Source organism: Paenarthrobacter sp. TA1.8 (assembly GCF_048595705.1).
Classification (GTDB): Bacteria; Actinomycetota; Actinomycetes; order Actinomycetales; family Micrococcaceae; genus Arthrobacter; species Arthrobacter nitroguajacolicus.
This window is the reverse complement of the sequence record NZ_CP184287.1, coordinates 4,737,771-4,760,915: the sequence shown is the minus strand read 5'-3', so window position 1 is coordinate 4,760,915 and position 23,145 is coordinate 4,737,771. Positions and strand designations below refer to the sequence as shown.

22 protein-coding genes are annotated in these 23,145 nt (G+C 63.2%); 16 read left to right on the top strand and 6 right to left on the bottom strand.

Annotated elements, in window-relative coordinates; translation table 11 throughout:
* Positions 1–2: 2 nt before the first annotated feature.
* From ACNAOT_RS22210 to ACNAOT_RS22200, 3 genes are read left to right on the top strand one after another with little or no spacing between them, the layout of a single operon-like run.
* Positions 3–1,661: an N-acyl-D-amino-acid deacylase family protein gene (locus tag ACNAOT_RS22210; RefSeq protein ID WP_420179437.1), complete on the top strand. Its 1,659-nt coding sequence runs from the start codon at positions 3–5 to the stop codon at positions 1,659–1,661.
* Positions 1,651–2,286 carry a bifunctional 4-hydroxy-2-oxoglutarate aldolase/2-dehydro-3-deoxy-phosphogluconate aldolase gene (locus tag ACNAOT_RS22205; protein ID WP_420179436.1) on the top strand — a complete coding sequence of 212 codons (636 nt, stop codon included), beginning with the start codon at positions 1,651–1,653 and terminating at the stop codon, positions 2,284–2,286. Before ACNAOT_RS22210 ends, ACNAOT_RS22205 begins: the two co-directional genes overlap by 11 nt.
* A gap of 22 nt (positions 2,287–2,308) precedes the next feature.
* Positions 2,309–3,700, top strand: coding sequence for a GntP family permease (locus tag ACNAOT_RS22200; RefSeq protein WP_420179435.1), 1,392 nt, complete (start codon positions 2,309–2,311; stop codon positions 3,698–3,700).
* A gap of 338 nt (positions 3,701–4,038) precedes the next feature.
* Here ACNAOT_RS22200 and ACNAOT_RS22195 read toward each other — a convergent pair whose 3' ends face one another.
* On the bottom strand, positions 4,039–4,545 hold the full coding sequence (locus tag ACNAOT_RS22195; protein WP_420179434.1) for a universal stress protein: 507 nt from the start codon (positions 4,543–4,545) through the stop codon (positions 4,039–4,041).
* 128 nt (positions 4,546–4,673) lie between these two features.
* Here ACNAOT_RS22195 and ACNAOT_RS22190 point away from each other — a divergent pair, with 128 nt between their 5' ends.
* Complete coding sequence (locus tag ACNAOT_RS22190) at positions 4,674–4,874, top strand: hypothetical protein (RefSeq protein ID WP_011776649.1); 201 nt, start codon at positions 4,674–4,676, stop codon at positions 4,872–4,874.
* Between the two features lie 59 nt (positions 4,875–4,933).
* Here ACNAOT_RS22190 and ACNAOT_RS22185 read toward each other — a convergent pair whose 3' ends face one another.
* A complete protein-coding gene (locus ACNAOT_RS22185; RefSeq protein WP_420179433.1) occupies positions 4,934–5,278 on the bottom strand; it encodes a CBU_0592 family membrane protein in 345 nt (114 codons plus the stop codon).
* 181 nt (positions 5,279–5,459) lie between these two features.
* Between ACNAOT_RS22185 and ACNAOT_RS22180 the strand changes: the two genes are divergently transcribed.
* Entirely contained in the window at positions 5,460–6,383 is a 924-nt protein-coding gene (locus tag ACNAOT_RS22180; RefSeq protein ID WP_091464020.1) for a LysR family transcriptional regulator, read from the top strand.
* Positions 6,384–6,421: 38 nt separating this feature from the next.
* Here ACNAOT_RS22180 and ACNAOT_RS22175 read toward each other — a convergent pair whose 3' ends face one another.
* Both ACNAOT_RS22175 and ACNAOT_RS22170 read right to left on the bottom strand, forming a co-directional pair.
* Positions 6,422–7,201: an isocitrate lyase/PEP mutase family protein gene (locus ACNAOT_RS22175; protein ID WP_420179432.1), complete on the bottom strand. Its 780-nt coding sequence runs from the start codon at positions 7,199–7,201 to the stop codon at positions 6,422–6,424.
* Positions 7,202–7,307: 106 nt separating this feature from the next.
* Positions 7,308–8,504 (bottom strand): GGDEF domain-containing protein, encoded by a 1,197-nt coding sequence (locus ACNAOT_RS22170; protein ID WP_420179431.1) that lies wholly within the window; start codon positions 8,502–8,504, stop codon positions 7,308–7,310.
* Positions 8,505–8,810: 306 nt separating this feature from the next.
* Between ACNAOT_RS22170 and ACNAOT_RS22165 the strand changes: the two genes are divergently transcribed.
* The gene (locus tag ACNAOT_RS22165; protein ID WP_420179430.1) at positions 8,811–9,959 is read left to right on the top strand and encodes a WD40/YVTN/BNR-like repeat-containing protein; all 1,149 of its coding nucleotides are present in this window, start codon (positions 8,811–8,813) and stop codon (positions 9,957–9,959) included.
* A 7-nt stretch (positions 9,960–9,966) separates the two neighbouring features.
* Positions 9,967–10,254 carry a MoaD/ThiS family protein gene (locus ACNAOT_RS22160; RefSeq protein WP_017197341.1) on the top strand — a complete coding sequence of 96 codons (288 nt, stop codon included), beginning with the start codon at positions 9,967–9,969 and terminating at the stop codon, positions 10,252–10,254.
* Positions 10,255–10,277: 23 nt separating this feature from the next.
* Here the strand turns inward: ACNAOT_RS22160 and ACNAOT_RS22155 are convergent, their stop codons facing one another.
* The gene (locus tag ACNAOT_RS22155; protein WP_017197342.1) at positions 10,278–10,514 is read right to left on the bottom strand and encodes a hypothetical protein; all 237 of its coding nucleotides are present in this window, start codon (positions 10,512–10,514) and stop codon (positions 10,278–10,280) included.
* Positions 10,515–10,741: 227 nt separating this feature from the next.
* Here ACNAOT_RS22155 and ACNAOT_RS22150 point away from each other — a divergent pair, with 227 nt between their 5' ends.
* Positions 10,742–13,462 carry an FG-GAP repeat domain-containing protein gene (locus ACNAOT_RS22150; RefSeq protein ID WP_420179429.1) on the top strand — a complete coding sequence of 907 codons (2,721 nt, stop codon included), beginning with the start codon at positions 10,742–10,744 and terminating at the stop codon, positions 13,460–13,462.
* A gap of 125 nt (positions 13,463–13,587) precedes the next feature.
* On the opposite strand, the gene ACNAOT_RS22145 is transcribed toward ACNAOT_RS22150, so the two are convergent.
* Positions 13,588–14,922 carry an MFS transporter gene (locus ACNAOT_RS22145; protein ID WP_420179428.1) on the bottom strand — a complete coding sequence of 445 codons (1,335 nt, stop codon included), beginning with the start codon at positions 14,920–14,922 and terminating at the stop codon, positions 13,588–13,590.
* A gap of 205 nt (positions 14,923–15,127) precedes the next feature.
* Here ACNAOT_RS22145 and ACNAOT_RS22140 point away from each other — a divergent pair, with 205 nt between their 5' ends.
* The 8 genes from ACNAOT_RS22140 (at position 15,128) to pcaC (ending at position 23,130) form a co-directional block, all read left to right on the top strand.
* Positions 15,128–15,898 carry an IclR family transcriptional regulator gene (locus ACNAOT_RS22140; protein ID WP_364308512.1) on the top strand — a complete coding sequence of 257 codons (771 nt, stop codon included), beginning with the start codon at positions 15,128–15,130 and terminating at the stop codon, positions 15,896–15,898.
* Between the two features lie 208 nt (positions 15,899–16,106).
* Positions 16,107–17,021 (top strand): shikimate dehydrogenase, encoded by a 915-nt coding sequence (locus tag ACNAOT_RS22135; RefSeq protein WP_420179427.1) that lies wholly within the window; start codon positions 16,107–16,109, stop codon positions 17,019–17,021.
* On the top strand, positions 17,021–18,898 hold the full coding sequence (locus ACNAOT_RS22130; protein ID WP_420179426.1) for a bifunctional sugar phosphate isomerase/epimerase/4-hydroxyphenylpyruvate dioxygenase family protein: 1,878 nt from the start codon (positions 17,021–17,023) through the stop codon (positions 18,896–18,898). The genes ACNAOT_RS22135 and ACNAOT_RS22130 overlap by 1 nt, the downstream gene beginning before the upstream one ends.
* 53 nt (positions 18,899–18,951) lie before the next feature.
* On the top strand, positions 18,952–19,839 hold the full coding sequence (pcaH, locus tag ACNAOT_RS22125) for a protocatechuate 3,4-dioxygenase subunit beta (RefSeq protein WP_091463993.1): 888 nt from the start codon (positions 18,952–18,954) through the stop codon (positions 19,837–19,839).
* A 4-nt stretch (positions 19,840–19,843) separates the two neighbouring features.
* Positions 19,844–20,458: a protocatechuate 3,4-dioxygenase subunit alpha gene (gene pcaG, locus ACNAOT_RS22120; protein ID WP_178994502.1), complete on the top strand. Its 615-nt coding sequence runs from the start codon at positions 19,844–19,846 to the stop codon at positions 20,456–20,458.
* Entirely contained in the window at positions 20,455–21,876 is a 1,422-nt protein-coding gene (locus tag ACNAOT_RS22115) for a lyase family protein (RefSeq protein WP_420179425.1), read from the top strand. The genes pcaG and ACNAOT_RS22115 overlap by 4 nt, the downstream gene beginning before the upstream one ends.
* Positions 21,869–22,672, top strand: a complete 804-nt coding sequence (locus ACNAOT_RS22110) for an alpha/beta fold hydrolase (RefSeq protein ID WP_420179424.1) — start codon at positions 21,869–21,871, stop codon at positions 22,670–22,672. Before ACNAOT_RS22115 ends, ACNAOT_RS22110 begins: the two co-directional genes overlap by 8 nt.
* Positions 22,669–23,130 carry a 4-carboxymuconolactone decarboxylase gene (gene pcaC / locus ACNAOT_RS22105; protein WP_420179423.1) on the top strand — a complete coding sequence of 154 codons (462 nt, stop codon included), beginning with the start codon at positions 22,669–22,671 and terminating at the stop codon, positions 23,128–23,130. Before ACNAOT_RS22110 ends, pcaC begins: the two co-directional genes overlap by 4 nt.
* The last annotated feature ends 15 nt before the right edge of the window (positions 23,131–23,145 follow it).

Genomic DNA, 23,145 nt, shown 5'->3' with positions numbered 1-23,145 from the left:
CCATGAAGACCCTCATCAGTAATGCCACCTTGGTGGATGGAACGGGAACAGACCGGCGCCGTGCGCACGTCCTGCTGGACGGCGCGGTGATTGCCGCCGTCGTCGACGCCGGAACGCTCGACGCCGATTCCCTCAGCGAAACCGGCGCGGACCGCGTCATCGATGCCACCGGTCTGGTCCTGAGTCCAGGCTTCATCGACATGCACGCACACTCGGACCTGCAGCTCCTGGTGAACAGGGACCACTACGCCAAGCTCAGCCAAGGTGTCACCACCGAACTGCTGGGCCAGGATGGCTTGTCCTACGCGCCCGTGGATGATGCCACCCTCGCAGGTGTCCGCGAGAAGATCGCCGGCTGGAACGACAATCCGGCCGACTTTGACTGGAATTGGCGGACCGTACGGGAGTACCTCGACCGGCTCGACGCGGAAGAAAACGGTGGCCGCATCGCCACCAACGCCGCATACCTCGTTCCCCAAGGAACCGTCCGGGCCATGGTGATGGGCTTCGCCGAAGGTGACCCCACGCCGGAGCAGCAGCGGCAGATGCAGCACATCATCCGCGCGGCGATGGAGGAAGGTGCGGTGGGAATGTCCTCGGGGCTGACCTACACGCCGGGCATGTATGCGCAGACCGAGGAACTGGCTGGACTCTGCCGGACCGTGGGCGAGCTCGGCGGTTTCTACGCGCCGCACCATCGCTCCTACGGCAAAGGCGCACTGGGTGCCTACGCCGAGATGATCGGGCTGAGCCGCGACACGGGCTGCGCACTCCACCTCTCCCACGCCACCATGAACTTCGCGGAAAACAAGGGCCGTGCCGGGGAACTGCTGGACTTGATCGACGAAGCCCTGGACCACGGCGTGGACATCACCCTGGACACCTACCCGTATCTCCCAGGTGCCACCACGTTGAGCGCGATCCTGCCGAGCTGGGCGTCATCGGGCGGGACAGAAGCAACGTTGGCCCGGCTTGCCGACCCGACCACCCGGGCCCGCATCCGGGAAGCCGTGGAGATCTACGGCTCCGACGGCTGCCACGGCGTGGTGGCCGAGTGGGACACCTTGGAAATCAGCGGCGTGCAGAACCCGGCGCTCGCGGGTTACGTCGGCAGAACCATCAGGGACATCGCCTCAGGGAGCGGCCAGGAGCCGTTCGACGTGTTCGCGCAGATCCTCACAGAAGACCGTCTCGGCACAGGCATCCTCCAGCACGTGGGCCACGAGGAAAACGTCCAGGCCATCATGAAGCACCGAACCCACACCGGCGGCAGCGACGGACTCCTGGTCGGGGCCAAGCCACACCCGCGAGCCTGGGGCACGTTCCCGCGCTACCTTGGCCACTACTCACGGGACCTCGGACTCTTGAGCCTCGAGGAAATGGTCCATCACCTCACGGGCCGGCCCGCCGCACGACTCAAGCTCCACAACAGGGGACTCATCCGGGAAGGCTATGCGGCCGACGTCGTGCTTTTCGATCCGGAAACCGTCCGCGATGAAGCCACTTTTGAGAATCCACGCCAAGCCGCCAGCGGCATCCAATACGTCTTCGTCAACGGCACGGCAGCGATCGACGGCGGCAAAGCCACCGGTGCCCGCGCCGGCCGGGCCCTCCGTCGCAGCAGCGACGGCCTCACCAGAGAAGGACAGCATGACTCCTGAACAATTCCTCCAGCAGCTCGAAGCCGGCCGAACCCTGGCCGTGGTCCGCGCCCCGTCCATCACGGACGCCGCCGATCTTTGCCGTGCACTGTCCGACGGCGGCATCCGCAGCGTCGAACTCACGTACACCACCCCGGATGTGCTCAAGCACGTCCAGCGTGCGGCGGAGACGGCGGCGGAGCATGGTGCCGCCGTCGGAATCGGCACGGTGATGACCGCAGACCAAGCCCGTGCAGCCATCGACGCCGGTGCGCAGTTCCTGGTGACGCCCGGCCTTCGCCCCGAGGTCGCCGCCGTCGCAGTCGCCGCCGGGATCCCGTTCAGCCTCGGCGCCATGACCCCCACGGAGGTGGCGCAGGCCCTGGACCTGGGCTCGGCCGCCGTCAAAATTTTCCCCGCCCGCCAGCTCGGCCCGGCGTACTTGAAGGATCTGCAAGGCCCGTACCCGGGCATCCGCTTGCTGCCTTCGGGGGGCATCGACGCCTCCAACGCCAAGAGCTACCTCGACGCCGGTGCTGCCGCAGTCTGCTGCGGCACCAGCGTAGTCCCGCCCGCAGCCGTTGCTGCAGGTGACTGGGCAGACATCGCGGCACGTGCCGCAGCCTTCACCGGCACCCTCAAGTAGGACTTACCCAGAAAGACTCGTCATGACTGAATTCCTTGAATGGCTGCGGCACGACACCGCCGGCCTGCTCCTCCTGGCAGGTGCCGGCATCGCCCTGCTGCTGTTCCTGATCATCAAGGTCAAGCTCGAACCGTTCATCGCCTTGGTGGGAACCGGTGTGATCGTGGCTCTGGTGGGCGGGATTTCCGTGGAGGCCCTCGTCGGTTCGGCCACCAAAAGCAGCGACGCCCTGATTGAAAAGGGTTTTGCCGGCATCCTTGGCCACATCACGGTAATCATCGGCCTCGGCACCGTCCTCGGTGCCATTCTTGAGCGGTCCGGCGGTGCTGAGGTGCTGCTCGGAAGGCTGGTGAAGATCTTCGGCGAAAAGGGCACTCCGTTGGCCATGGGTATCACCGGCTTCGTGCTGGGTATCCCCGTGTTCTTCGACATCGGCATCTTTGTCCTTGCTCCGCTTGTTTACGTCGCCGCAATCCGTGGCGGCAAATCGCTGGCCCTTTACGCACTGCCGTTGCTCGCAGGACTCTCCGTGACGCACGCCTTCCTTCCTCCGCACCCCGGCCCCGTTGCTGCAGCCGGACTGTTCGGCGTGGACCTCGGCTGGATCATCCTCATGGGCCTCATCTGCGGTATTCCTGCATGGTTCGCTTCGGGCATCCTGTGGGGTACCTGGATCGGCAAGCGCGTCATGGTTTCGGTCCCGGAGGATCGGATCGTCCCCGAGTCCGACGCCGCCAAGGGTCACGAACCGTCCATCGGGCTGGTCCTGCTGGCCATCGGCTTGCCCATGATCCTCATTCTCGGCGGTACGTTCGGCAACATCTTCGCTCCCGCGGGCACATTCCGCGACATCCTCCAGTTCTTCGGCAACCCGGCCATTGCGTTGACCGTCGCTGTGCTCCTGGCAATGTGGCTCCTGGGAATCCGCCGCGGCATGACCTCCGCCGAACTCAGCGAAATCACGGGTTCCTCGTTGCGTCCCGTGGGCATGATCCTGCTGGTTGTTGGCGCGGGTGCCTTCTTCGGTGCCGTCCTCTCCGCCACTGGTGTTGGCAAGGCTGTGGCGGATACGTTGTCCCAGGCCGGGCTTCCCATCATCCTGTCCGCGTTCGTGATCAGCGCCGGCATGCGCATCGCCCAGGGCTCGGCCACTGTTGCAATCGTGACCACCGGCGGCATCCTGGCTCCAAGCCTCGCTTCGGGGTACTCGCAGCCGCAGCTCGCGTTGATCGTGGTGGCCATCTCGTCGGGCTCCATCATCGCCAGCCACGTGAATGACGGCGGATTCTGGATCATCTCCAAGTACTTCAACATGTCAGTCAAGGACACCCTGAAGACGTGGACCGTGCTCGAAACGGTGCTCTCCATAGTGGGGTTCGGTATGGCGGCGCTGCTGTACACGTTCGTCAGGTGAGCTGGCGGCAGCCGGACTTCCGTCAGGTGAGCTGGCGGCACCCAAGCCAAGTGGCGGCGTCGTGCGCTTATCCCCGCGAGCTGAACCGTCACCACCCACTTTGAAATGAGAACGGCCTCGACGCGCCTACAAAAGGGTGTGTCGGGGCCGTTTTTGCGTGAAAGAAGGTGGTGGCCGCACGCGGGGTAAACCGTCGCTTAAACAAAGAGCTCCGGAGTGCGTTATTGGGGGATACGCACTCCGGAGCGGTCTTTGAGCAGGGGCTCTCGCCGTCCTGCAGTAATTACTCTACGTGCCGTGCGACGCCTTCGCCACCACCTCGAATAAGTACTTTCGCTTTAGTTTTTATGGGCAGCTTCATGCCTCTTCTTTTGCGGCACAATCAGCACCGGCCGCCGTTGGTGATGACTCAGCCAGGCTGCCACCGAGCCGTTCAGGGCTTCGGAAATCCGGTGCCCCAATCCAGGTTCAGGGGTCCCTACGATGATCATCGACGCATCAATATCCGAGGCCAAGCGGCCCAGGGCACGGGCAGGATCCCCGGCGAGCAAGCGCAAAGTCCAATCCGCCGTGCCGCCGTCCATGGCCTCCGCGATGGCCTTTCCCAGAACACCACGGACGGCCGCGACGTCCTCGTCATCCTTTTCGGGATGCAGCGACATCCGGTGTGTCTCGCGCGAGGGGTCCCACTCCACCAGATAGCTGGCCTCATCCACATAGGCGCAAACCAGCGGCACCCCCATTTGCTCGGCGAGGGTCCTGGCAGTTTGGAGGACCTCCACATGCTGATCCGGCAGCACTCCGACCACCAAGGGGATCCGTCCGTTGAAACCTTCCGCAGCCATACCCTTATTGTTGCGCTGCGGCGCGTGCTTGAACAGCTACTTGGGCTCACACGCACCCTTGTAGACGTTCCTGACGGGGCCTACGGTTAATTCGGGTCCACGGCTCATCCGAAGGAAGGCGGTCCGCGATGGAAATCTACATGTGGTGGCTCGATCTGCACTTGGACAGCAAGGAATGGCTGCGCGAAAACCTGCGCGCCGAAGAACTGCCGCTGCAGGTGCTGCAGCACATTGCCGAGGCCGGCGGGCCTCATCCGGACAAGGTCAGTGGTGTGTTGACCGTTGCGGATTGGGACTTCATCGAGACCCAGTCGGAATTCGTGGACTGACGGAGTTCGTGGAGTTACGGGGCCTGTCCCCAGCGGGGCGGCAGTTCCCTGCGAACCCGCTAGGCGCAGCTGGCGGCTGGCCGAGCGGCCGTGACGATGACCTGGGCGGCAGTGTCCGGACCAAGCGAGGGGCTCTCTTGAGCTTGGGCCGCAGCCCGCGCAGGCCGCTCCTTGGCCCTCATGCGGAGAAGTGCCACCGCCGAAATCAAGAACCAAGCCACGTTGGTTACCACGGAGGGCCAGGCTCCGTGGAGCGTGCCATTGACGATAAAGGCGCACGAACCGAAAAGATTTACGGTCTGGAAGGTGCTGCCCGCCTGCAACCAGCCCATGGACACCGCCATGTAGCCGCCGAGCATCGCCACTGCGCCGGCCCAACCGGCAATTTCGAACAGCAGTTCCATGAGAGTCCTTTCAGGATTTGGGCATCCGAATGAAGCCGACGGGCGGCGTTCGATCCGGGATGGGGGCTTGATTCGGTAGTCGGTGTTGGGCGACTGAATCGTGCTTTTGAGTCAATATTGAGTGAGGAAGCCATTTAGTTCAATTGCAATATTCTGAAGCCGGTGTTTAGGAGTACTTAACATGGAGATGGATCCGCGCCGGTTGCTCGTGCTTCTTGCGGTCGCGCGCACTGGAGGCGTCCTTGCGGCAGCTGATGAATTGCGGATTACGGCGTCCGCAGTGTCGCAGCAGCTGAGCAAACTCGAGAACGAGGCTGGGCAGGCGCTACTCCTCCGCACCCCCAAAGGTTCAGTGCTTACACCTGCAGGTTTGGCCATGGCCGAGGCAGGGGAAGAGATAGAACGGGCACTCAACGTGGCCCGGGCCCGGATGCAAAGCGAAGTCAATATTGCGGGGGTGGTGCGGGTTGGCGGATTCACCAGCTTCATGCGCACCGTGGTGATCCCGCGACTTCCCGAATGGCGCAGCCAATACCCCCAGTTGCAGATTCAGATCGTTGAGGACGGCTTTCCGGCTCTGATGCGGCTGCTCCGGCAGCGACAGCTCGATGCTGTGGTGATCGAACAGGATTCGACGGCGGCAGAGCAGCGTCCGATGGCGGCCGGAATGGTCCAGGAACCCCTGCTTGACGAGCCGTGGAAGCTCGTGGTGCCCGCAGGAACCTTGCTGGGAACGGACAACATTGACCTGAGCCGGTTGCACTTGCCGTGGCTGGGAGTCGAGCCATCAGCGGCCAACACTGCAGTTCTTGGGCGCCTCCGTCACTCGACAGGTGCCCGGATTGAGACTGTTCATCAGTATCACGACACACTTACCGCGCTGGCACTCGTCGCTGCTGGTGAGGGGGTTGCGATTGTGCCCACCCTGGCGCTGACGGGAGTTGTCCATGACCAAGTGGACATCCTGGATGTTCCCGGCCTGGGGACCCGGCACATCGCCTTGCGGAGGTTCGACCGGAGAAAGGCCGCCAGCCTGCCCTTGGACACGGTGGCCCGCCTGCTTCGGGAATCGGCGGCCGCGTTCGACACCCGTTCAGGGTCCTGACCTGTCCCGCCACGAAAGGCGGGACAGGCAGGCGTCAGTTAGTTCAGCGCAGGCGTGTCAGTAGGGACCACGCCCGAACCATAGAGGTCCGTGGCCAGGTCCCGAAGTGCCCGCAGAGCCACCCGCTGGGTAAAGGGCCCATAGGAAACACGGGCCACACCAAGTTTCTGAAGCTCTGCTGCCGGGAGGGCGCCGGGTGCGCCAATCACGGAGAGCTTCCCGTGTCCGAGGCCTTCAACCAGAGGCTCGATGACCTCGCGGGTCATGGCGCCGGGCACGAAGACCAGCGAAGCGCCGGCGTCGAGGAAGGCGCGGCCCCTGGCAATGGCGTCCTCGATGCTGTCGTTGATAGGACGATCCCCACCCCGGGCGATAGCGTCAGTGCGTGCGTTCAGCTGGAAGGCGACGCCTTCGTCCGCGGCGGCCGAAATGATGGCCTGCACACGGGCAACGGCTTCGTCGAAGGGCCGCAAGCGGTCCTCAACATTCGCCCCAACGACGCCGATCCCAATCGCCCGGCGGATGGTCTCGGCAGGGTTCTCGTACCCGTCGTCCAAGTCGGCAGTGACCGGGAGGTCCACGGCGTCGACAATTCGCTTGACCCCATCCAGCGCGACGTCCAACGGCATGGTTCCGTCGGCATAGCCGAAGGCTGCAGCAATGGAATGCCCTGCAGTGGCGATGGCCTTGGTTTCAGGGAGTTCTGCAACAGTGCGGGCACTGACGGCGTCCCACACATTAACCACGCTCAGGATTTCCGGTGCCTCGTGCAGGGCTTTCAGCTGTTGTGCACGTGCGTTGGTGTTTGCTTCAGTCATCGTTGATCTCCATCATCGTTGTTTTCAGTCATCCACGGGTGGGAACTCTCACTTGCCACCCACAGCCTAGGCATAACGTCACACAACGCGATACCAAGCGCTTGCACTACGGCCCTTGGTGAAACTCGGGCAGTGAAATTTCCGCGGGGTCTGCGCCCACGACTCTGTTACGTCCCTGGGCCTTGGCGCTATATAGCGCGGCGTCTGCCACCTTGATCATGAAATCCAGGTCGGGAGCCTCAGTACCAGTGGACGTGACGCCATAGCTGACTGTGGGAAACGGCAAACCATCCGGATCTTCCATTGCGGATAGGCGATGGCTGATCTCTGAGGCGATGGCTTCGGCCCGCTGTTGCGTCGCTCCCGGCAGGAACAGGATGAATTCTTCTCCGCCATACCGTCCAACAAGGTCGGTTGACCGAACCGAAGCGGTGCAGGCCTCGGCGAAGGCACACAAGGCTGCGTCCCCGGCCGCATGTCCGTGTTCATCGTTGACGGCTTTAAAGTAGTCGAGGTCCGCCAGGATCAAGGCCCCTCCTCGTTGGCCGGCCAGCTCATTGGCAGCCAGGCCAAGGAAGGCGCCCCTGTTCAGCAGGCCGGTGAGATGGTCCCGTTCGGCGCGTTCCCTGAGTTTTCTGATCAGGTGGTTATTGCTGAGCGCGTTCATGGTGAAGGACAGCGACACCAGGAAAATTAGGTGTACCAGGGCCGCCGGCGCATAGCCGAAGACGGTTTGGAACAAGTTCCCATCATGCCCTTCCAGCACAAACGTGATTGCCCGGCCCAGGTAGTACAGGGAGGTAAGTGCGGCGGTGAGGGCCAGGAACTTGGTCGCCCGGGAATGGGTTGATTTCGCGAACCACATTTCTGCCGCGGACATACCAAGGCCTGCCGCTGTCAGGCCCAGATAGACCAAACCACCGGACCAGAGACTGGATTCCGCTGTGTCCAGCACCGACGCAACGTAGGTGATCAGGGGTGCCGGTGCCAGCTGCCAAGCGCTGATTTTACGGTCCCGAAGTTTTCGTGCTCCTGCCCAGACGCTGTATGCTCCGGCGACCACTAGCGCTTTGCCGGGCGGATTGGCCCACGCCAGTAAGGAAGTCCCGTTGAGCAGGAAGGCGCAATTTCCGGCAAAGAAAAGGCACAGGGACGCCCGCCACCAATCGGTGAACGGTGACCGGAGGCGCCGGGAGGAGACACAGGAGAGAACTATCAGGGTTAGGATGACGGCCGCGAGGACCATTCTTACGGAGAACGGGTCCAGGACTATCGTTCCCTCTTGCATGGAGGCTGCAATCATGGCGTGGTCCTGCTACCGGCCGACCACCGCGGAATTCCCTTTTGTTGGTCTCATGGCTCTTTGACCTCGCAAAACATGTATTCCCCCAGTAAGTTGCTGCGGCCTTTTGACCGCGAACCACAGTCAAGCACGTTTCTTCCAATCAGTGGACAACGGCCGCCACATCACGGGAAAAAGTTTTTCTCGATTTTCGCGTCACGATTCTGAGGTTGGCCACACTGTAACCGTAAGGAGGGTTTTGCCCGGAAATCGGACTATCCACATAAGAGCAAAAAACCGTTGCCACCCATACGCCCTGATGGTTCGATGGGGATCATGGCTACTGCAGAGAGTTACGTCATCGCGATCGGGACCAAGAAAGGCCTGTGGCTGGCAACCAGCCCGGACCGCAAAGAATGGTCCCTCTCCGGCCCGCACTTCCTGATGAGTGAGATACCCAGCATCGGGATAGACACGCGGAACGGCACTACACGAATTATGGTTGGCGTACGATCCGAGCACTGGGGTCCCACAGTGGCCCACTCCGACGACCTTGGCGCCACCTGGACCGAGCCCGAGCAGGGCGCCATTAGATTTCCGGACGGCACAGACGCCGCGCTGGAACGCATCTGGCAGATATACCCCGACGCCAACTCCCGACCAGGCGTGGTCTGGGCCGGTTGTGAGCCCATATCGGTGTGGAAATCAACCGACGGCGGCGAACACTTTGAGCTGAACCGCGGACTCTGGGACCACCCCCACCGCAGCGAGTGGGGCGCCGGTTACGGAGGAGCGGCCGCGCACTCCATTGTGGTTGATCCGTCAGGCGAGAAGGTCCACATCGCCATGAGCACGGGCGGCGTTTACAGATCGCTCGACGGCGGTGCCTCCTGGGAGCCCCGCAACAAGGGAATTTCGGCCTACTTCATGCCTGATCCCAACCCCGAGTTCGGCCAGTGCGTTCACAAGATCGCGGCGGATGCCGCCGTCGAGAATCGTTTGTACGCGCAGAACCACCACGGGGTGTACCGCACGGACGACGGCGGCGAGAACTGGGACTCAATCGCGGACGGGCTGCCGGCAGATTTTGGGTTCGTCATGCTGACCCATCCGCGCCGCGAGGGCACGGCGTGGGTGATCCCCTTGAACGCGGACGGCGAACGCATCCCGCCGGACAGTAAGCTCAGCGTCCACCGCACAGACGATGCCGGCGGAACGTGGAAAGAACTGCACACAGGCCTCCCGGACCACGAATACAACGCCGTGCTCAGGGACGCCGCTTTCGTGGACACCGCTGAACCTACCGGCGTGTACTTTGGAACCCGCGGGGGCGCTGTGTATGCCAGTGCTGACGAAGGCGAAACATTTACTGAAGTGGCGTCGCACTTGCCGGACGTGCTCTGCGTGCGTGCCGCCGTCGTAGTGGGCGCATCTGCCGAACCCGAAACAAAAGCCAACGCATCGGTGTCTGGGTAGGCCGGTCGTGGCTGACTTTACGGTCCTGCTGCCTGGCGTCCTGCAGCCCCTCGTAGGCGGACAGTCCTATCTGACTGCGTCCGCCGACGGGGCTGTGACCGTTGGACAGTTGCTGGACTCGGTAACCGGAGATTATCCAGTACTGGCCAGGCGTTTGCGTGATGAAACCGGGGCGCTGCGCCGCTACGTGAATATTTACGTGAACGGTGATGAGATCCGGCGTGTGAAAGGTCTTGATACGGAGGTTGCGGCCGGCCAGGAGGTTTTGATCATCCAATCCGTGGCCGGCGGCTGAGAGGGGTTTGGGGTCAAGCCGGATCAGGCGACGCGCCAAACGCTGCATTCGTCAGTATTGATGGCTTTCCGCATCCCGGAGGCGTGGTCCATGATCCACACAACGCCGATTCCCGGCGCCGTTTCCTGGACGCGTCCGCGGCGGATCACTACGTCGTCGTAAGCGGGCCCTACGGACAGGCGGGCTTCGATCTCGTCTCCGCGGTGGAGCTGGCTGATAGCACGTATGCGTGTTGTGTGAGTGGTGGCTTCCTTCAGCATGGTTTCCTCCTGGCTGGAGCTGGTGCCTGCACTTGCCGGCTATTCCAGTGTGGCGCGGCTATGTTGCCACGGTATTTCGGCCTGGTTAGGGTCCCGTTAGCATTCCGGGATGGTTGGGTTTCCACGTGGCCAGCCCCGCCTGCCGGGATCGCCGCCTACCCGGTTGTAGCCTGATCTCGGTTGTTGAGTCTCACAGCAACCACTGGCTCCGTCCCCGGGGAGATCGAATGGGTGCGCTACGGCGAACAATCGCGTTGTCTACAGGCTTGGTGGTGTTTGCTACCGGCCTGTTTTTTGTACAAACCCCCGCGACTGCGGTGCCGTTGCCCGGACCTGACAACCCAAATGTCCAGTTCGTGGAGGGAACTCCGCACTCGGAGCATACGTTCGAGGTTCCCCCCGAGCTCGCCACGCCGTTCAACACGTCGCCCGACGCTGGTCCGGCAGCGGTGGGACCCAGCGGCGACATCCGGGTTCGGCTGGTCACGGCCAAGCTGGCAGACAACACCAATGCGGTGTCCATGACGGGCGCTGAACAGGCTGTTGCGGCGTCCAGCAACTACTGGAAAGCGATGACAGCCAACAAGCTGTCCATGACGGTGAACACCAAGGTTGCCGGCCACCAATCCAAGGCGAAGTCCACGGATAGCTACAGCACCATCATTTCCATCATCACCAGCGAACTGAATTGGTCGGCCAGTCCGTATACGGCGCTGGTAATTTTCATTCCTACCTCCACTCTGTCCGGAAACGCCCTCGGAGCCGGATACAGCAGCGGAAGCTACAGTGGCCGCGTCCTCCTGCCGCAGATCAGCGGGTTCACGAACAACGTGATGAGCCACGAGTTCGGGCACGTCATCGGCCTCATGCATGCGGACGCGTTGCAGTGCGGCAGTGGCGCGTCCGACGTCGGAGTTGACGGTAGCGGACGGTTCACGGATCCTTCCTGCTACATCCGGGAGTACGGCGACACCACGGACATCATGGGCGCAGCCCAATTTGAATCACCCGTGGTCAGCAGCTCGCTGTGGGACTACGCAGGATTTGGCCGTGGTGATGAAATCCGTGATGTTGGCGTGGCAACGGGAGCCAAGACCTACACGCTCAAACCGTGGGGCGGGACCGAAGCACAGCGTGCCATCAAGTTCACCGATCCCATCAGCAAAGAGGTCTATTACCTGGAGTTGCGGCAGGCCGCAGGCTATGACAGTTACCTTGACGACTCGGGAAGGCCGGCCGGAAACAGGGGTGTTAAGATCGTCCAGCGCGGCGGAGCCACCATCGCTTCGTCCCTGATCCTCATGCCGTCCACCAAGCCGTTCCCGGAAGCCTGGTACGCCAGCAACCACGCATGGCAGGCGGGCAGCACTTTCACCACCTATACCGGCACTCAGGTGACCATCAATTCGGTGTCCACCACGTCGGCGTCGGTCACTATCTTTGCCGATCCAAAGCTCACGGCGAAGATCCGCTTCTCGGCGGGAGACTTCGACGGCGACAGGCTCGCCGATGTCCTCTCCCGCGAGGCTGACGGCTCCCTGATGCTCTACGCCGGCCTGCCCGGCAACAGGCTTGATAATCCCCGAAAGATCGGCTCGGGGTGGAACATCTTCGACGCCATCACCGGCATCGCGGACTTCAACGGCGATCGTCGGGGCGACATCCTGGCGCGCACCAGCGACGGAGTCCTCTGGCTGTATCCAGGTGACGGAAATGGCGGTTTCCTGGCGAAACGGCAGGTCGGATCCGGTTGGCAGGGCTTCTCGAACCTCATTGGTATGGGGGATTTCGACGGCGACGCCCGGCCCGATGTCATGGCGACCAAGCCGGACGGCACGCTCTGGCTCTACCCAAGCGACGGTCAGGGGGGTTTCCATGCATGGTCGCAGGTCGGCTCGGGCTGGAACGGCTTCACCAGCATCACTTCCGACGGTTCCTTCGGCGGTGCCGGAGCGGGACTGCTCGCACGGGCCAGCGACGGCACTCTCTACCTGTACCCCGGCAATGGTTGGGGTGGTTTCGTGCCGCGCATCGCCGTCGGAAGTGGCTGGAATGCCGTGGGCGACATCGTGGGCGGGCAAGACTTCACGGGTGACACGCGCTCCGACGTCCTGACGGTGACATCGGCGGGAACCATGCGCCTCTACCCGGGTAGCGGCTCAGGTTTTGCCGAACGCCTGGCCATTGGGGCCGGATGGAACCAGTTCAGCCAGGTGTGGGAGGCGGGAGACTTCGACGGCGATGCTGTCGCCGACATTCTGGCGCGCGGCACCGATGGCATCCTGTGGCTTTACCCCGGGAATGGTTCGGGCGCTTTCCTGCCGCGAGTCCAAATTGGTTCGGGCTGGGGTGCGTTCAATTCGGTCCTCACTGCAGGCGATTTCGATGGCGATGGCCACCCGGACGTTGTGGCGCGCACGTCCGACGGGGTGTTGTGGCTGTACCCGACGGATGGTCGCGGGCAGTTCCTGGCCCGAAAGCAGATCGGCACAGGGTGGCAGGGGTTTACAGAGATGCTCGCACCGGGCGATTTCTCCGGTGACGGCAAATCGGACCTTGTGGCGCGGGCTGCCGATGGGAGCTTGTGGCTCTACCCAGGTAATGGCGTTGGAGGTTTCCAGCCGTGGCGGCAGATCGGCACCGGCTGGAACATCTTCAATTCCGTGATGCAGGGCGGCGACTTCAACGGTGACGGCTGGGAAGACATCATGGCCCGTGGAACCGATGGCTCGCTCTGGCTCTACCCGGGCAACGGCAACGGAGGCTTCCTGGCCCGGGTGGCCATGGGGGCTGGATGGAACATGTTTAGTTCCTTCGCAGCCTTGGGTAATGCCTTTACCGGGACGGGCAATCCTTCCGTGGTTGGCGTGGCCGGCAACGGCGCACTATTCCTCTACACAGGCACCGGCCGGGGGGCGTTCCAAACGGTGGTGCTGGACCCGCGATAGTTCCTGATTTCCGTTGTCCACGCAGCAAAGAGCCTAGGGACAACGAAATGCCCGGCATGTCAGGATGACGTGCCGGGCATTTCCACGCTCCAGGACAGGTAACCCGGAAGGAGCGCTGGGCTTGTTTAGTGCTGGGCTTGCTTGTGCAGGCCGAGTTCCGTGGTGGGAGTTTTGGCTGATTCACGGGCTGTCATGGCCGAGACAGCTGCGATCACACAGATCACCGCGGTGAAGATGGAGATCTGGACCCATCCTCCGGGCTCGGTGCCACCCAAAGCCGTGACGATGGCCGGTGCGAAGCCTGCCATGAGGAATCCGAGCTGGGTGCCAATAGCCAAGCCGGAGAAACGGACCTTGGTGCTGAACATTTCGCCGTAGAAGGACGGCCATACGGCGTTGGCGGCGGCGTATCCGAAGGAGAAGAACACCACGGAGACCAGGAACATCAGCGGCACGTTGCCGCCTTCGAGGGTCAGCAGGAACACCGGCGTCATGATCGCGCTGGAAAGGGCTCCGTAGATAAACACGGGCTTGCGGCCGATCTTGTCCGAGAGCATGCCGAACAGCGGCTGCGTTCCCAAAGCAACAACGTTGGCCGCAACCACCAGCCAGAGCGTGATGGTGCTGTTGACGCCTGCAACATCCTGGGCGTATTTGATGGCCAGTGTTCCAAAGACCGTACTCACTGCGGCGATGAAGGCGCAGCAGACAACGCGGAGAACGTCGCGCCAGTGCAGCCTCAGGAGATCGGCAACGGGGAGTTTGGAGATCTCATTGTTCTTCTTGGCTTCCGCGAAGGCCGGCGGCTCGTGGAGAGTGCGGCGGATAAAGAAGGCCACCAGAACAACCACGGCGCTCAGCCAGAACGGAATGCGCCAACCGATGCCGTATTTGATGTCGTCGGGCAGTGCCACCACCGGGATGAAGACCAGCGCAGCGAGGATCTGGCCGCCCTGGGTGCCGGTGAGGGTCCAAGAGGTGAAGAAGGAGCGGCGGTTGTCCGGGGCGTGCTCCAAAGTCATGGAGGAAGCACCGGCCTGCTCACCAGCGGCAGAAAGTCCCTGGCATAGGCGGGCAACTACCAGCAGGATGGGAGCCCACCAGCCAATGGTCTTGAAGTCCGGGAGGCAACCAATCACGAAAGTGGCGGCACCCATGAGGACCAGCGTGAACATGAGGACCTTTTGCCGGCCAATCCGATCACCGAAGTGACCCAGGATCACGGCACCCACGGGACGGGCGATGTAGGCGAAACCGAAGGTCGCGAAGGACATGATGGCCGCGTTGGCATCGGCGGAGGGGAAGAAGACGTGGGGGAAGATCAGCGCCGCGGCAGAGCCGAAGATGAAGAAGTCGTAGTACTCGACGGCGCTGCCCAGGAAGCTGGCAAGCGCAGCTTTCTTTGGCGTTCCGGCGGTGGTTTCAGTGCCTGGCGTCGCTGACGGCATTGTTTGGCTCATGGGTGTTCCTTCTGTGACGACGATGTCGCGGATCTGGCTTCTTTGGGGAGACCCAAGCGAGGTGCGGCCGGTCGATCCCTGCACGAGTAACCGCATGGTGAGAGCTACTTGTGCAATACAGCAATACTGACTGTGAGTGGGGTCACTTGTCAAGAGAAGTAGCCACCATCTAGAAATAGCTCTCACTATATGAGAGCATCGAGCTATGAGTGTGAAAGAGGACACAAAGACCGACATGGTCGGTAAGGCCTTGAGCCTGTTGGTTTTACTGGGCAATGAACCCCGTGGGGCGAGTGCGGCGGATCTGGCGAGGAGTGCGAACCTCCCCTTCAGCACCACCTACAGGCTTTTGGGCTCGCTGACGCGCGATGGGTTCGTGGACTACGAGCCGGATGGCCGTCGCTACCACCTGGGGCTGCGCGTCTTCCAGCTGGGTCAGCGCGTCTCGAATCATCATGGCTTTGCTGCCACCGCGCTACCGGTCCTCCAGCGAGTCACCGAGAGTACGCATGAGGCCACGATCCTGTCCGTTCGTGATGGCAATCATCACCTCACCGTGAACAAGGTGGATGGCCCCAAGACCTTTCGCGTCACCAGTGACCCCGGCCACCTGGGGGCGCTTCACACCACCTCCGTAGGCAAGGCGATCGTCGCGTTCGAGGACGAGATTGAGCGGAAGCGGCTCCTTGAGGAGCTGCCCCTGGATCCATTGACCGAGCGCTCGATCACCGACAGGGACAAGTTTCGGGAGGAAATCGAGCAGGTTCGCCGCCAGGGGTACGCAGTAATGGACGAGGAAAACGAGATCGGCATGCGCGCAGTTGCGGTGCCGGTCCTCAATTCCCAGGGGCACGCATTCGCATCACTGGCCACCGCCGTGCCGGTGTTCCGCATGTCCATGGAAGAACTTATAGCGCACGTACCCACCCTCCAGGAGGCCGCGGCTGAACTCGCGGCCCGCCTACCCCAGCGATGACCCACTCGTTGCGAGGCCCGCTCTGCGCGCCAAATGGGCGACGAAGGGTGTAAAGCAGGCCTCGCAACGCACCGCCTGGCATGAATGTTCGCGATAAGAACAAGCGTGCGGATTATGAACACATGTAGTAATCTAAAAAACACCCGGTCAGGCAGCGCCCTCAGAAAGCGCTTAAAGTCCGAGGTGCTGAAGTCAAAGGAGCTTTAGGATGAGCAACCGAGCCGAGTCCGTTCTGGTGGGCCTCATAGGCGAAGGCGTCATGCCCTCGCTCACGCCGCCCATGCACGAACGCGAAGCCGATGTGCAGGGCCTTCGCTTGCTGTACCGCCCCATCGACCTGCTGGAACTCGCGTTGCCGGCTACCGCCGTCGGGGACCTCCTCACCGCAGCCCAGCGGATGGGCTTCAACGGACTGAACATCACGCACCCGTGCAAGCAGCTGGTGCTTGAGCACCTGGATGAAATTTCCGACGACGCCCGTCGCCTGGGTGCCGTGAATACGGTCCTCATTCAGGACGGCCGGTTCATCGGCCACAACACAGACTTCTCCGGCTTCGGCGCGGCACTCACCTCTGGGCTGCCGAGCGCAAAGCTCGACCGCGTGGTCCAGCTTGGTGCCGGCGGTGCCGGTTCGGCCGTCGCGTATGCGCTCCTCAAAGCAGGGGTCGTCACGCTGGACCTCGTTGACATGGACCCATCCCGCGCCGCGGAACGCGCCGCGGAACTCGGCGGACTCTTCCCGGCGGCCACAGTCACGCCGCGCACTACCGCAGAGCTAAGCGGGATCATGCCCCTCGCCGACGGCCTGGTGCACTGCACACCGATCGGCATGGCCGAGCACCCGGGCCTGCCCCTCGACATCGATCTCCTGGAACCCCGGCACTGGGTCGCGGACATCGTGTACCGCCCGATCGAAACGCAACTGGTCCGCGAGGCACGTGGCAAGGGCTGCGATGTCCTCGACGGAGGCCGGATGGCAGTCGGCCAGGCGGCCGACGCCTTCCAACTCATCACCGGACGCGAAGCTGATCGTGAACGGATGCGGGCGCACTTCCTGGAGCTGATCGCAGTGGAAGACGCTGCGGCTGCCCTGACCCCCGAGCTGACGAAGGCGGGCAACTGATGCGCACCGGAATCGCCACGGTTTGCCTGTCCGGCACGTTGAAGGAGAAGATGCAGGCCTGCGCCATTGCGGGCTTTGACGGCATCGAGATCTTCGAGCAGGACCTCGTCACGTCCCCGCACAGCCCCGAAGACGTCCGGAAAATGGCCGCGGACCTCGGCCTGGGATTGGACCTCTACCAACCGTTCCGGGATTTCGACGGCGTCACTCCGGACCTGCTCAAAGCCAACCTTCGCCGGGCCGAGGCTAAGTTCAAGCTCATGTCCCGCTTGGGAATGGACACCATCCTGGTCTGCTCCAACGTGGCCACGGCCACTATTGATGACGACGAACTCCGCGCCGCGCAGCTGACCGAGCTTGCAGAATTGGCCGGGGACCACGGTGTCAAGGTTGCCTACGAGGCCCTCGCCTGGGGTAAGTACGTCAACGACTATGAGCACGCGCACCGTCTGATTGAAATGGTTGACCACCCCAACCTCGGCACCTGCCTGGACTCGTTCCACATCCTTTCCCGCGACTGGGACACCGCGCCGATCGAGAACATCAACGCGGACAAGATCTTCTTCGTCCAAGTTGCCGACGCCCCTAAACTGTCCATGGACGTGCTCTCCTGGAGCCGCCACTACCGTGTTTTCCCGGGTGAGGGCCAGTTTGAGCTCGCCAAGTTCATGGGCCATGTAGTCCGCGCAGGATACACAGGTCCGGTCTCCCTCGAAGTCTTCAACGACGTCTTCCGTCAGTCGGACACCGAGCGCACGGCCGTCGACGCCATGCGCTCCTTGATCTGGCTCGAGGAGCAGAGCGCCAAGTGGCTCGCGAGTAGCCCCACGGAAACTGAAACCGCGGCCGGCAACGGCAGTGCGTCCCGCCGTCGTTATCCCATGGAACTTGCCACGCTGCCCAAAGTGAACGAGCCCTCCGGCTTCAACTTCGCCGAGGTCAAGGCCGACGACACCGTGCAGCTCGAGAAGCTCCTGGGCCAGCTCGGCTTCGGATTCGAGGGCCGGCACCGCACCAAGGACGTCCAGCTCTGGACCATGGGCCAAGCCCGCGTGATCATCAACGAGCAAGCAGCCTCGCACTCGGAACCGGCTATCGCAGCATTGGGGTTCGACGTCGACTCTCCGGTGATTGCCTCCGCTCGCGCCCAGCAACTCAAGGCGCCGGTAGTGGCTCGCAAGGTCCAAGCCGACGAGGAAGTCTTCCAAGGCATCTCAGCTCCGGACTCCACCGAGATTTTCCTGTGCCAGGGCAGCCCCGATGGCACCGCTGCATGGACGCATGAATTCGGCGAAGGGCTGGATCACTCCGCAGCGCAGCAGAATGCCGTCATTGACCACGTGAACCTCGCCCAGCCCTGGCAGCACTTTGACGAAGCTGTCCTCTTCTACACCAGCGCCCTTGCCCTTGAACCGCAGCCTTTCGCCGAGGTCCCCAGCCCCAGTGGGCTGGTTCGCTCGCAGGTCATGGAGACCAGCAACGGAGCGGTCAGGTTGGTCTTGAATCTGGCACCCGCGCAGCAGGCACAGGCAGCCCGCAAAACGTACCAGGAACACATCGCCTTCGCTGTGGACGACCTCGTGGCGACTGCCCGGTCTGCGCGCGATCGTGGCCTCGAGTTCCTGCAGATTCCGGCCAACTACTACGAGGACCTGGACGCCCGGTTCGATCTCGAATCCGGATTCCTTGCAACCCTCAAGGAGCTCAACCTCCTGTATGACCGGGACGCCAACGGCGAATTCCTCCACTTCTACACCGCCACCGTGGGCAGTGTGTTCTTCGAAATGGTGGAACGCCGGGGCAACTACGACGGCTACGGGGCGCCCAATGCTCCCGTACGCCACGCCGTCCAATACGACTCGCTCCACCGGGTTTAGGCCCGCCGCCGCCCAGCAAACCAAGAGAACCCATAAACCGAAAGGAGCCGGCCGTGCCGCAAGAACAGACCGCACAAGTCACTACCGCAAAAGCGCTCGAATCCGAGGAACTCGTACCACCCGCAGAGGCGCACGCCGCGCACGTTTCCCCCAAGAAGGTGGAAACCCAAGCGGACCTCAGTGCTGAGATGAAGGGCATTAGCGACCGCTACGCGGAGGCCCTGAAGAACGGCCGGGGGCCGGAGACCATGCCGCGTCTGGACTACGCGCCGTACCGCAGCAGCATCCTGCGCCACCCCACCAAGAGCCTGCACCACGCGGACCCGGAGACGATCGAACTTTACTCGCCCGCTTTCGGCCACCAGGACGTGCACGCGCTGGAATCCGACCTGACCATCCAGCACAACGGCGAGCCGCAGGGTGAGCGCATCATCGTTGCAGGCCGTGTACTTGATGGCGACGGTCGCCCTGTTGCCGGCCAACTCGTGGAGATCTGGCAGGCCAACGCCGCCGGACGTTACATCCACAAGCGCGATCAGCACCCCGCCCCGCTGGACCCGAACTTCACCGGCGTCGGCCGTTGCATCACCGGTGACGACGGTTCCTACAGCTTCACCACCATCAAACCCGGCGCGTACCCGTGGAAGAACCACCTGAATGCCTGGCGTCCGGCGCACATCCACTTCTCCATGTTCGGTTCGGAGTTCACGCAGCGCATCGTCACCCAGATGTACTTCCCGGGTGACCAACTGTTCCCGCTGGACCCCATTTACCAGTCGATCGTGGACCAGGACGCCCGCGACCGCCTAGTGGCAGAGTACGACCATGAGCTCACCAGCCCTGAATGGGCGCTCGGCTACAAGTGGGACATTATCCTTACCGGTTCCAAGCGCACCTGGACGGAAAACGAAGCATACGGCGACGCCGGGGACGAGGAGTAAGCACATGGGCAAGCTGACACCCACACCGGGCCAGACCGTAGGCCCCTTCTATGGCTACGCACTTCCCTTCAACAAGGACAACGAACTGCTGGCACCAGGCAGCCCCGGCAGCATCCGCCTGCAAGGCACGGTATACGACGGCTCGGGCAGCACCATCCCGGACGCCATCCTGGAGATCTGGCAGCCGGATTCCGACGGCAACATCGTCCAGCGCACCGGTTCCCTGGTCCGCGACGGCTACACGTTCACCGGCTGGGGCCGCGGCTCTGTTGGCAACTCCGGTGTGTACACGTTCACCACGGTCAACCCCGGCCCCACGGCACCCGGTGCGGCCGCCTTCATCTCCGTGGCCGTCTTCGCCCGCGGCCTCATGAACCGCCTGTTCACCCGCGTGTACCTGCCGGAAAACGAGGAAGCACTGGCCAACGATCCGCTGCTGCGCTCCTTGGAACCCGAACGCCGTAAGACGCTCATCGCCCGCCGCGACCCCGACGGAGGCCTCACTTGGGACATCCGCCTGCAGGGCGGCGATGAGACCGTCTTCCTGGACTTCCAACAGGACGGCTCGCTGGAAACCAGCGTCAACGCCGATCATTCTGCAAGGGAAAACAAGGCATGACCCACGGCGACTTCGGCCTCCTCAGCCCCGTCTCGGCGTCGTCCGCTGTGGCGGCACTGACGGGCGACCATGCCGTCATTGCGGCAATCCTCGACGTCGAAGCCTCCTGGGCCGGTGTCCTCGAGGAAGCGGGGCTGGTCCCTGCCGGCTCCGCCGCTGTGGTGGCCGAAGCCGCCGACGCCGGCTCATATGACGCAGCCGAAATCGCTGAACGCGCCCAAGGTGGCGGCAACCCGGTGATTCCGCTGCTCGGCGACCTGCGCGCCCGGGTCAAGTCCTTGGACACCTCCGGCATCGGCGCGGCCAAAGCTGTCCACACCTCGCTGACCAGCCAGGACGTCCTCGACTCCGCCCTGATGCTGCTCGCCAGCCGCACCGTTTCTGCTTTGCAGGTTGACGTAAGGAGCACGACGACGGCGCTCGCCACCTTGGTAGGGGAACATGCGGAAACGCTGTGCGTGGGCAGGAGCCTCACGCAGCATGCGCTGCCGTACACGTTCGGGCTCAAGGCTGCCCAGTGGTTCCAGGGTGTCGCGGCTGCGGCTGCCCGGCTGGAGTCTCTTCAGTTGCCGGTTCAGTTTGGCGGGGCCGGTGGAACGCTGGCTTCGGGGACCAGGTTGACTGCGGGATCAGCTTCCACGCCGTTCGATTTGGCCGATTCCTTGGCGTCCCGGCTTGGCCTCGCACCAGCTCCTGCTCCCTGGCACACCAACCGCCTCGCTGTCACGGCGCTGGGGGATGGCCTCGCTGCCCTCCTCGATTCCTTCGGGAAGATCGCCGCGGACTTGCTGTTCCTCAGCCGTCCTGAAGTGGGCGAGCTCGGCGAACCGTTGGCCGCCGGACGCGGGGTATCCTCGGCCATGCCGCAGAAGCAGAACCCGGTGCTGTCGGTGCTAATTCGCAGCGCGGCGTTGCAGGCTCCGGGGCTGGCATCACAGTTGCACCTGAGTGCTGCGACCTTCAACGACGAGCGAGCAGACGGCGCCTGGCACAGCGAATGGCCGGCCCTGCGGCAGTTGCTCGCATTGGCCTTGGGCGCAGCCGAGCACCTTCGCGAACTCACAAAGGGCCTCCGTGTCTTTCCCGATGCGATGCGCCGGAACCTGGAACTCTCGGGACCGCTGCTGCTCAGCGAAGGTGTGGCGGCCGCCGTCGCCCCGCTCCTGGGTGAGGACGGAAAGCAGAAGCTGCAGGCCGTCGTCGACGAAACCCTCAAGGCACCTACCGCAGAGCAGGGCCGGATTTACAGCAAACTCCTGCGCGAAACCGTCCCCGCGGACAAGCTTTCTGACGCCGAACTCGATGCGCTGCTTGACCCCGCGAGCTACCTGGGGGAAGCCCAGCAGATCGGCCGACGGATCCTTGCTTCTTACCCGCAATTCACTGGAACCTCTTCGAAGGGAACCGCCCGTGGCTAAGCCAACTGTGAAGGGCGTGCTGCTCTCCCCGCAGCGCGAACTGGGAACCAATCCGCTCGTGGTGGTGGGCCCGTCTCTGGGTACGTCCACTGTTCTCTGGACCGAAACCGCCGCACTCCTGGGCGCCGACTTTGACGTCATCGGCTGGGACCTCCCCGGCCACGGCATCTCGCCGACCGTCACCGAAGGTTTCGATGTGGCGGAACTGGCTGACGCCGTCGTCGACCTTGTCGATTCGGTGAGCCCGGGCGCAAGGTTCCACTACGCGGGCGTCTCGCTGGGCGGGGCCACCGGCCTGCAGCTCGGCATCAAGCACGGCGACCGACTGCTCAGCCTGTCCGTCCAGTGCAGTGGCGCCAAGCTCGGCACGCCGGAAGGCTGGCTGGAGCGCGCCGAAACCGTTCGCAAACTCGGCACCCCTGTCGTGATCCAAGGCTCCGCCGAGCGCTGGTTCGGTCCCGGTTTCATGGACCGCCAGCCGGACATCAGCAGCCGCCTCCTGCACGCCCTACGCGACGCCGACCGCTTCGGCTACGCGTTCTGCTGCGACGCCCTCGCCGTGTTCGATGTCCGCGAGCAGCTCGGCAGCATCACTGTCCCCACACAGGTGATTGCCGGCGTCGAGGATTCAGTAGCGCCGCCGTCGGTCGCTGAAGAGACGGCCGCAGGCATTCGGGCGGGCGGTGGATTCGCCGCGGTGGAAACGCTCGACGGCGTAGGTCACCTCGCCCCCGCAGAGGCACCGACCGCTGTGGCAGGGCTGATGCGCACTTTCATGAAGGAGAACGGACGATGAGCACTGCTTCCGAAGACAACGGCACAGTACGGAATGGTGCCGTGCAGGCGGATGCCACCGCCCAGGACATTTACGACGCCGGCATGGTGGTCCGCCGCGAAGTGCTCGGCGACGCGCACGTGGATCGGGCCAACGCCGCCAAGGATTCCTTTACCGAGGACTACCAGGACATGATCACCAGGATTGCCTGGGGTGGCATCTGGACGCGGCCCGGCCTGAGCCGGCAGATGCGCTCCGCCGTCACCCTCACGGCACTGGTGGCGCACGGTCATTGGGAGGAGCTCGCCATGCACGTCCGGGCGGCCCTCAACAACGGCCTGAGCAGGGATGAAATCAAGGAAATCCTGCTGCAGACCGCCATCTATTGCAGTGTTCCGTCGGCCAACTCGGCCTTCAAGACGGCCCAAAAAGTATTCGCCGACATCGACGCGGCTTCCCCCTCCAACGAACCCAACTGAGTCGCAGTTAAGCGC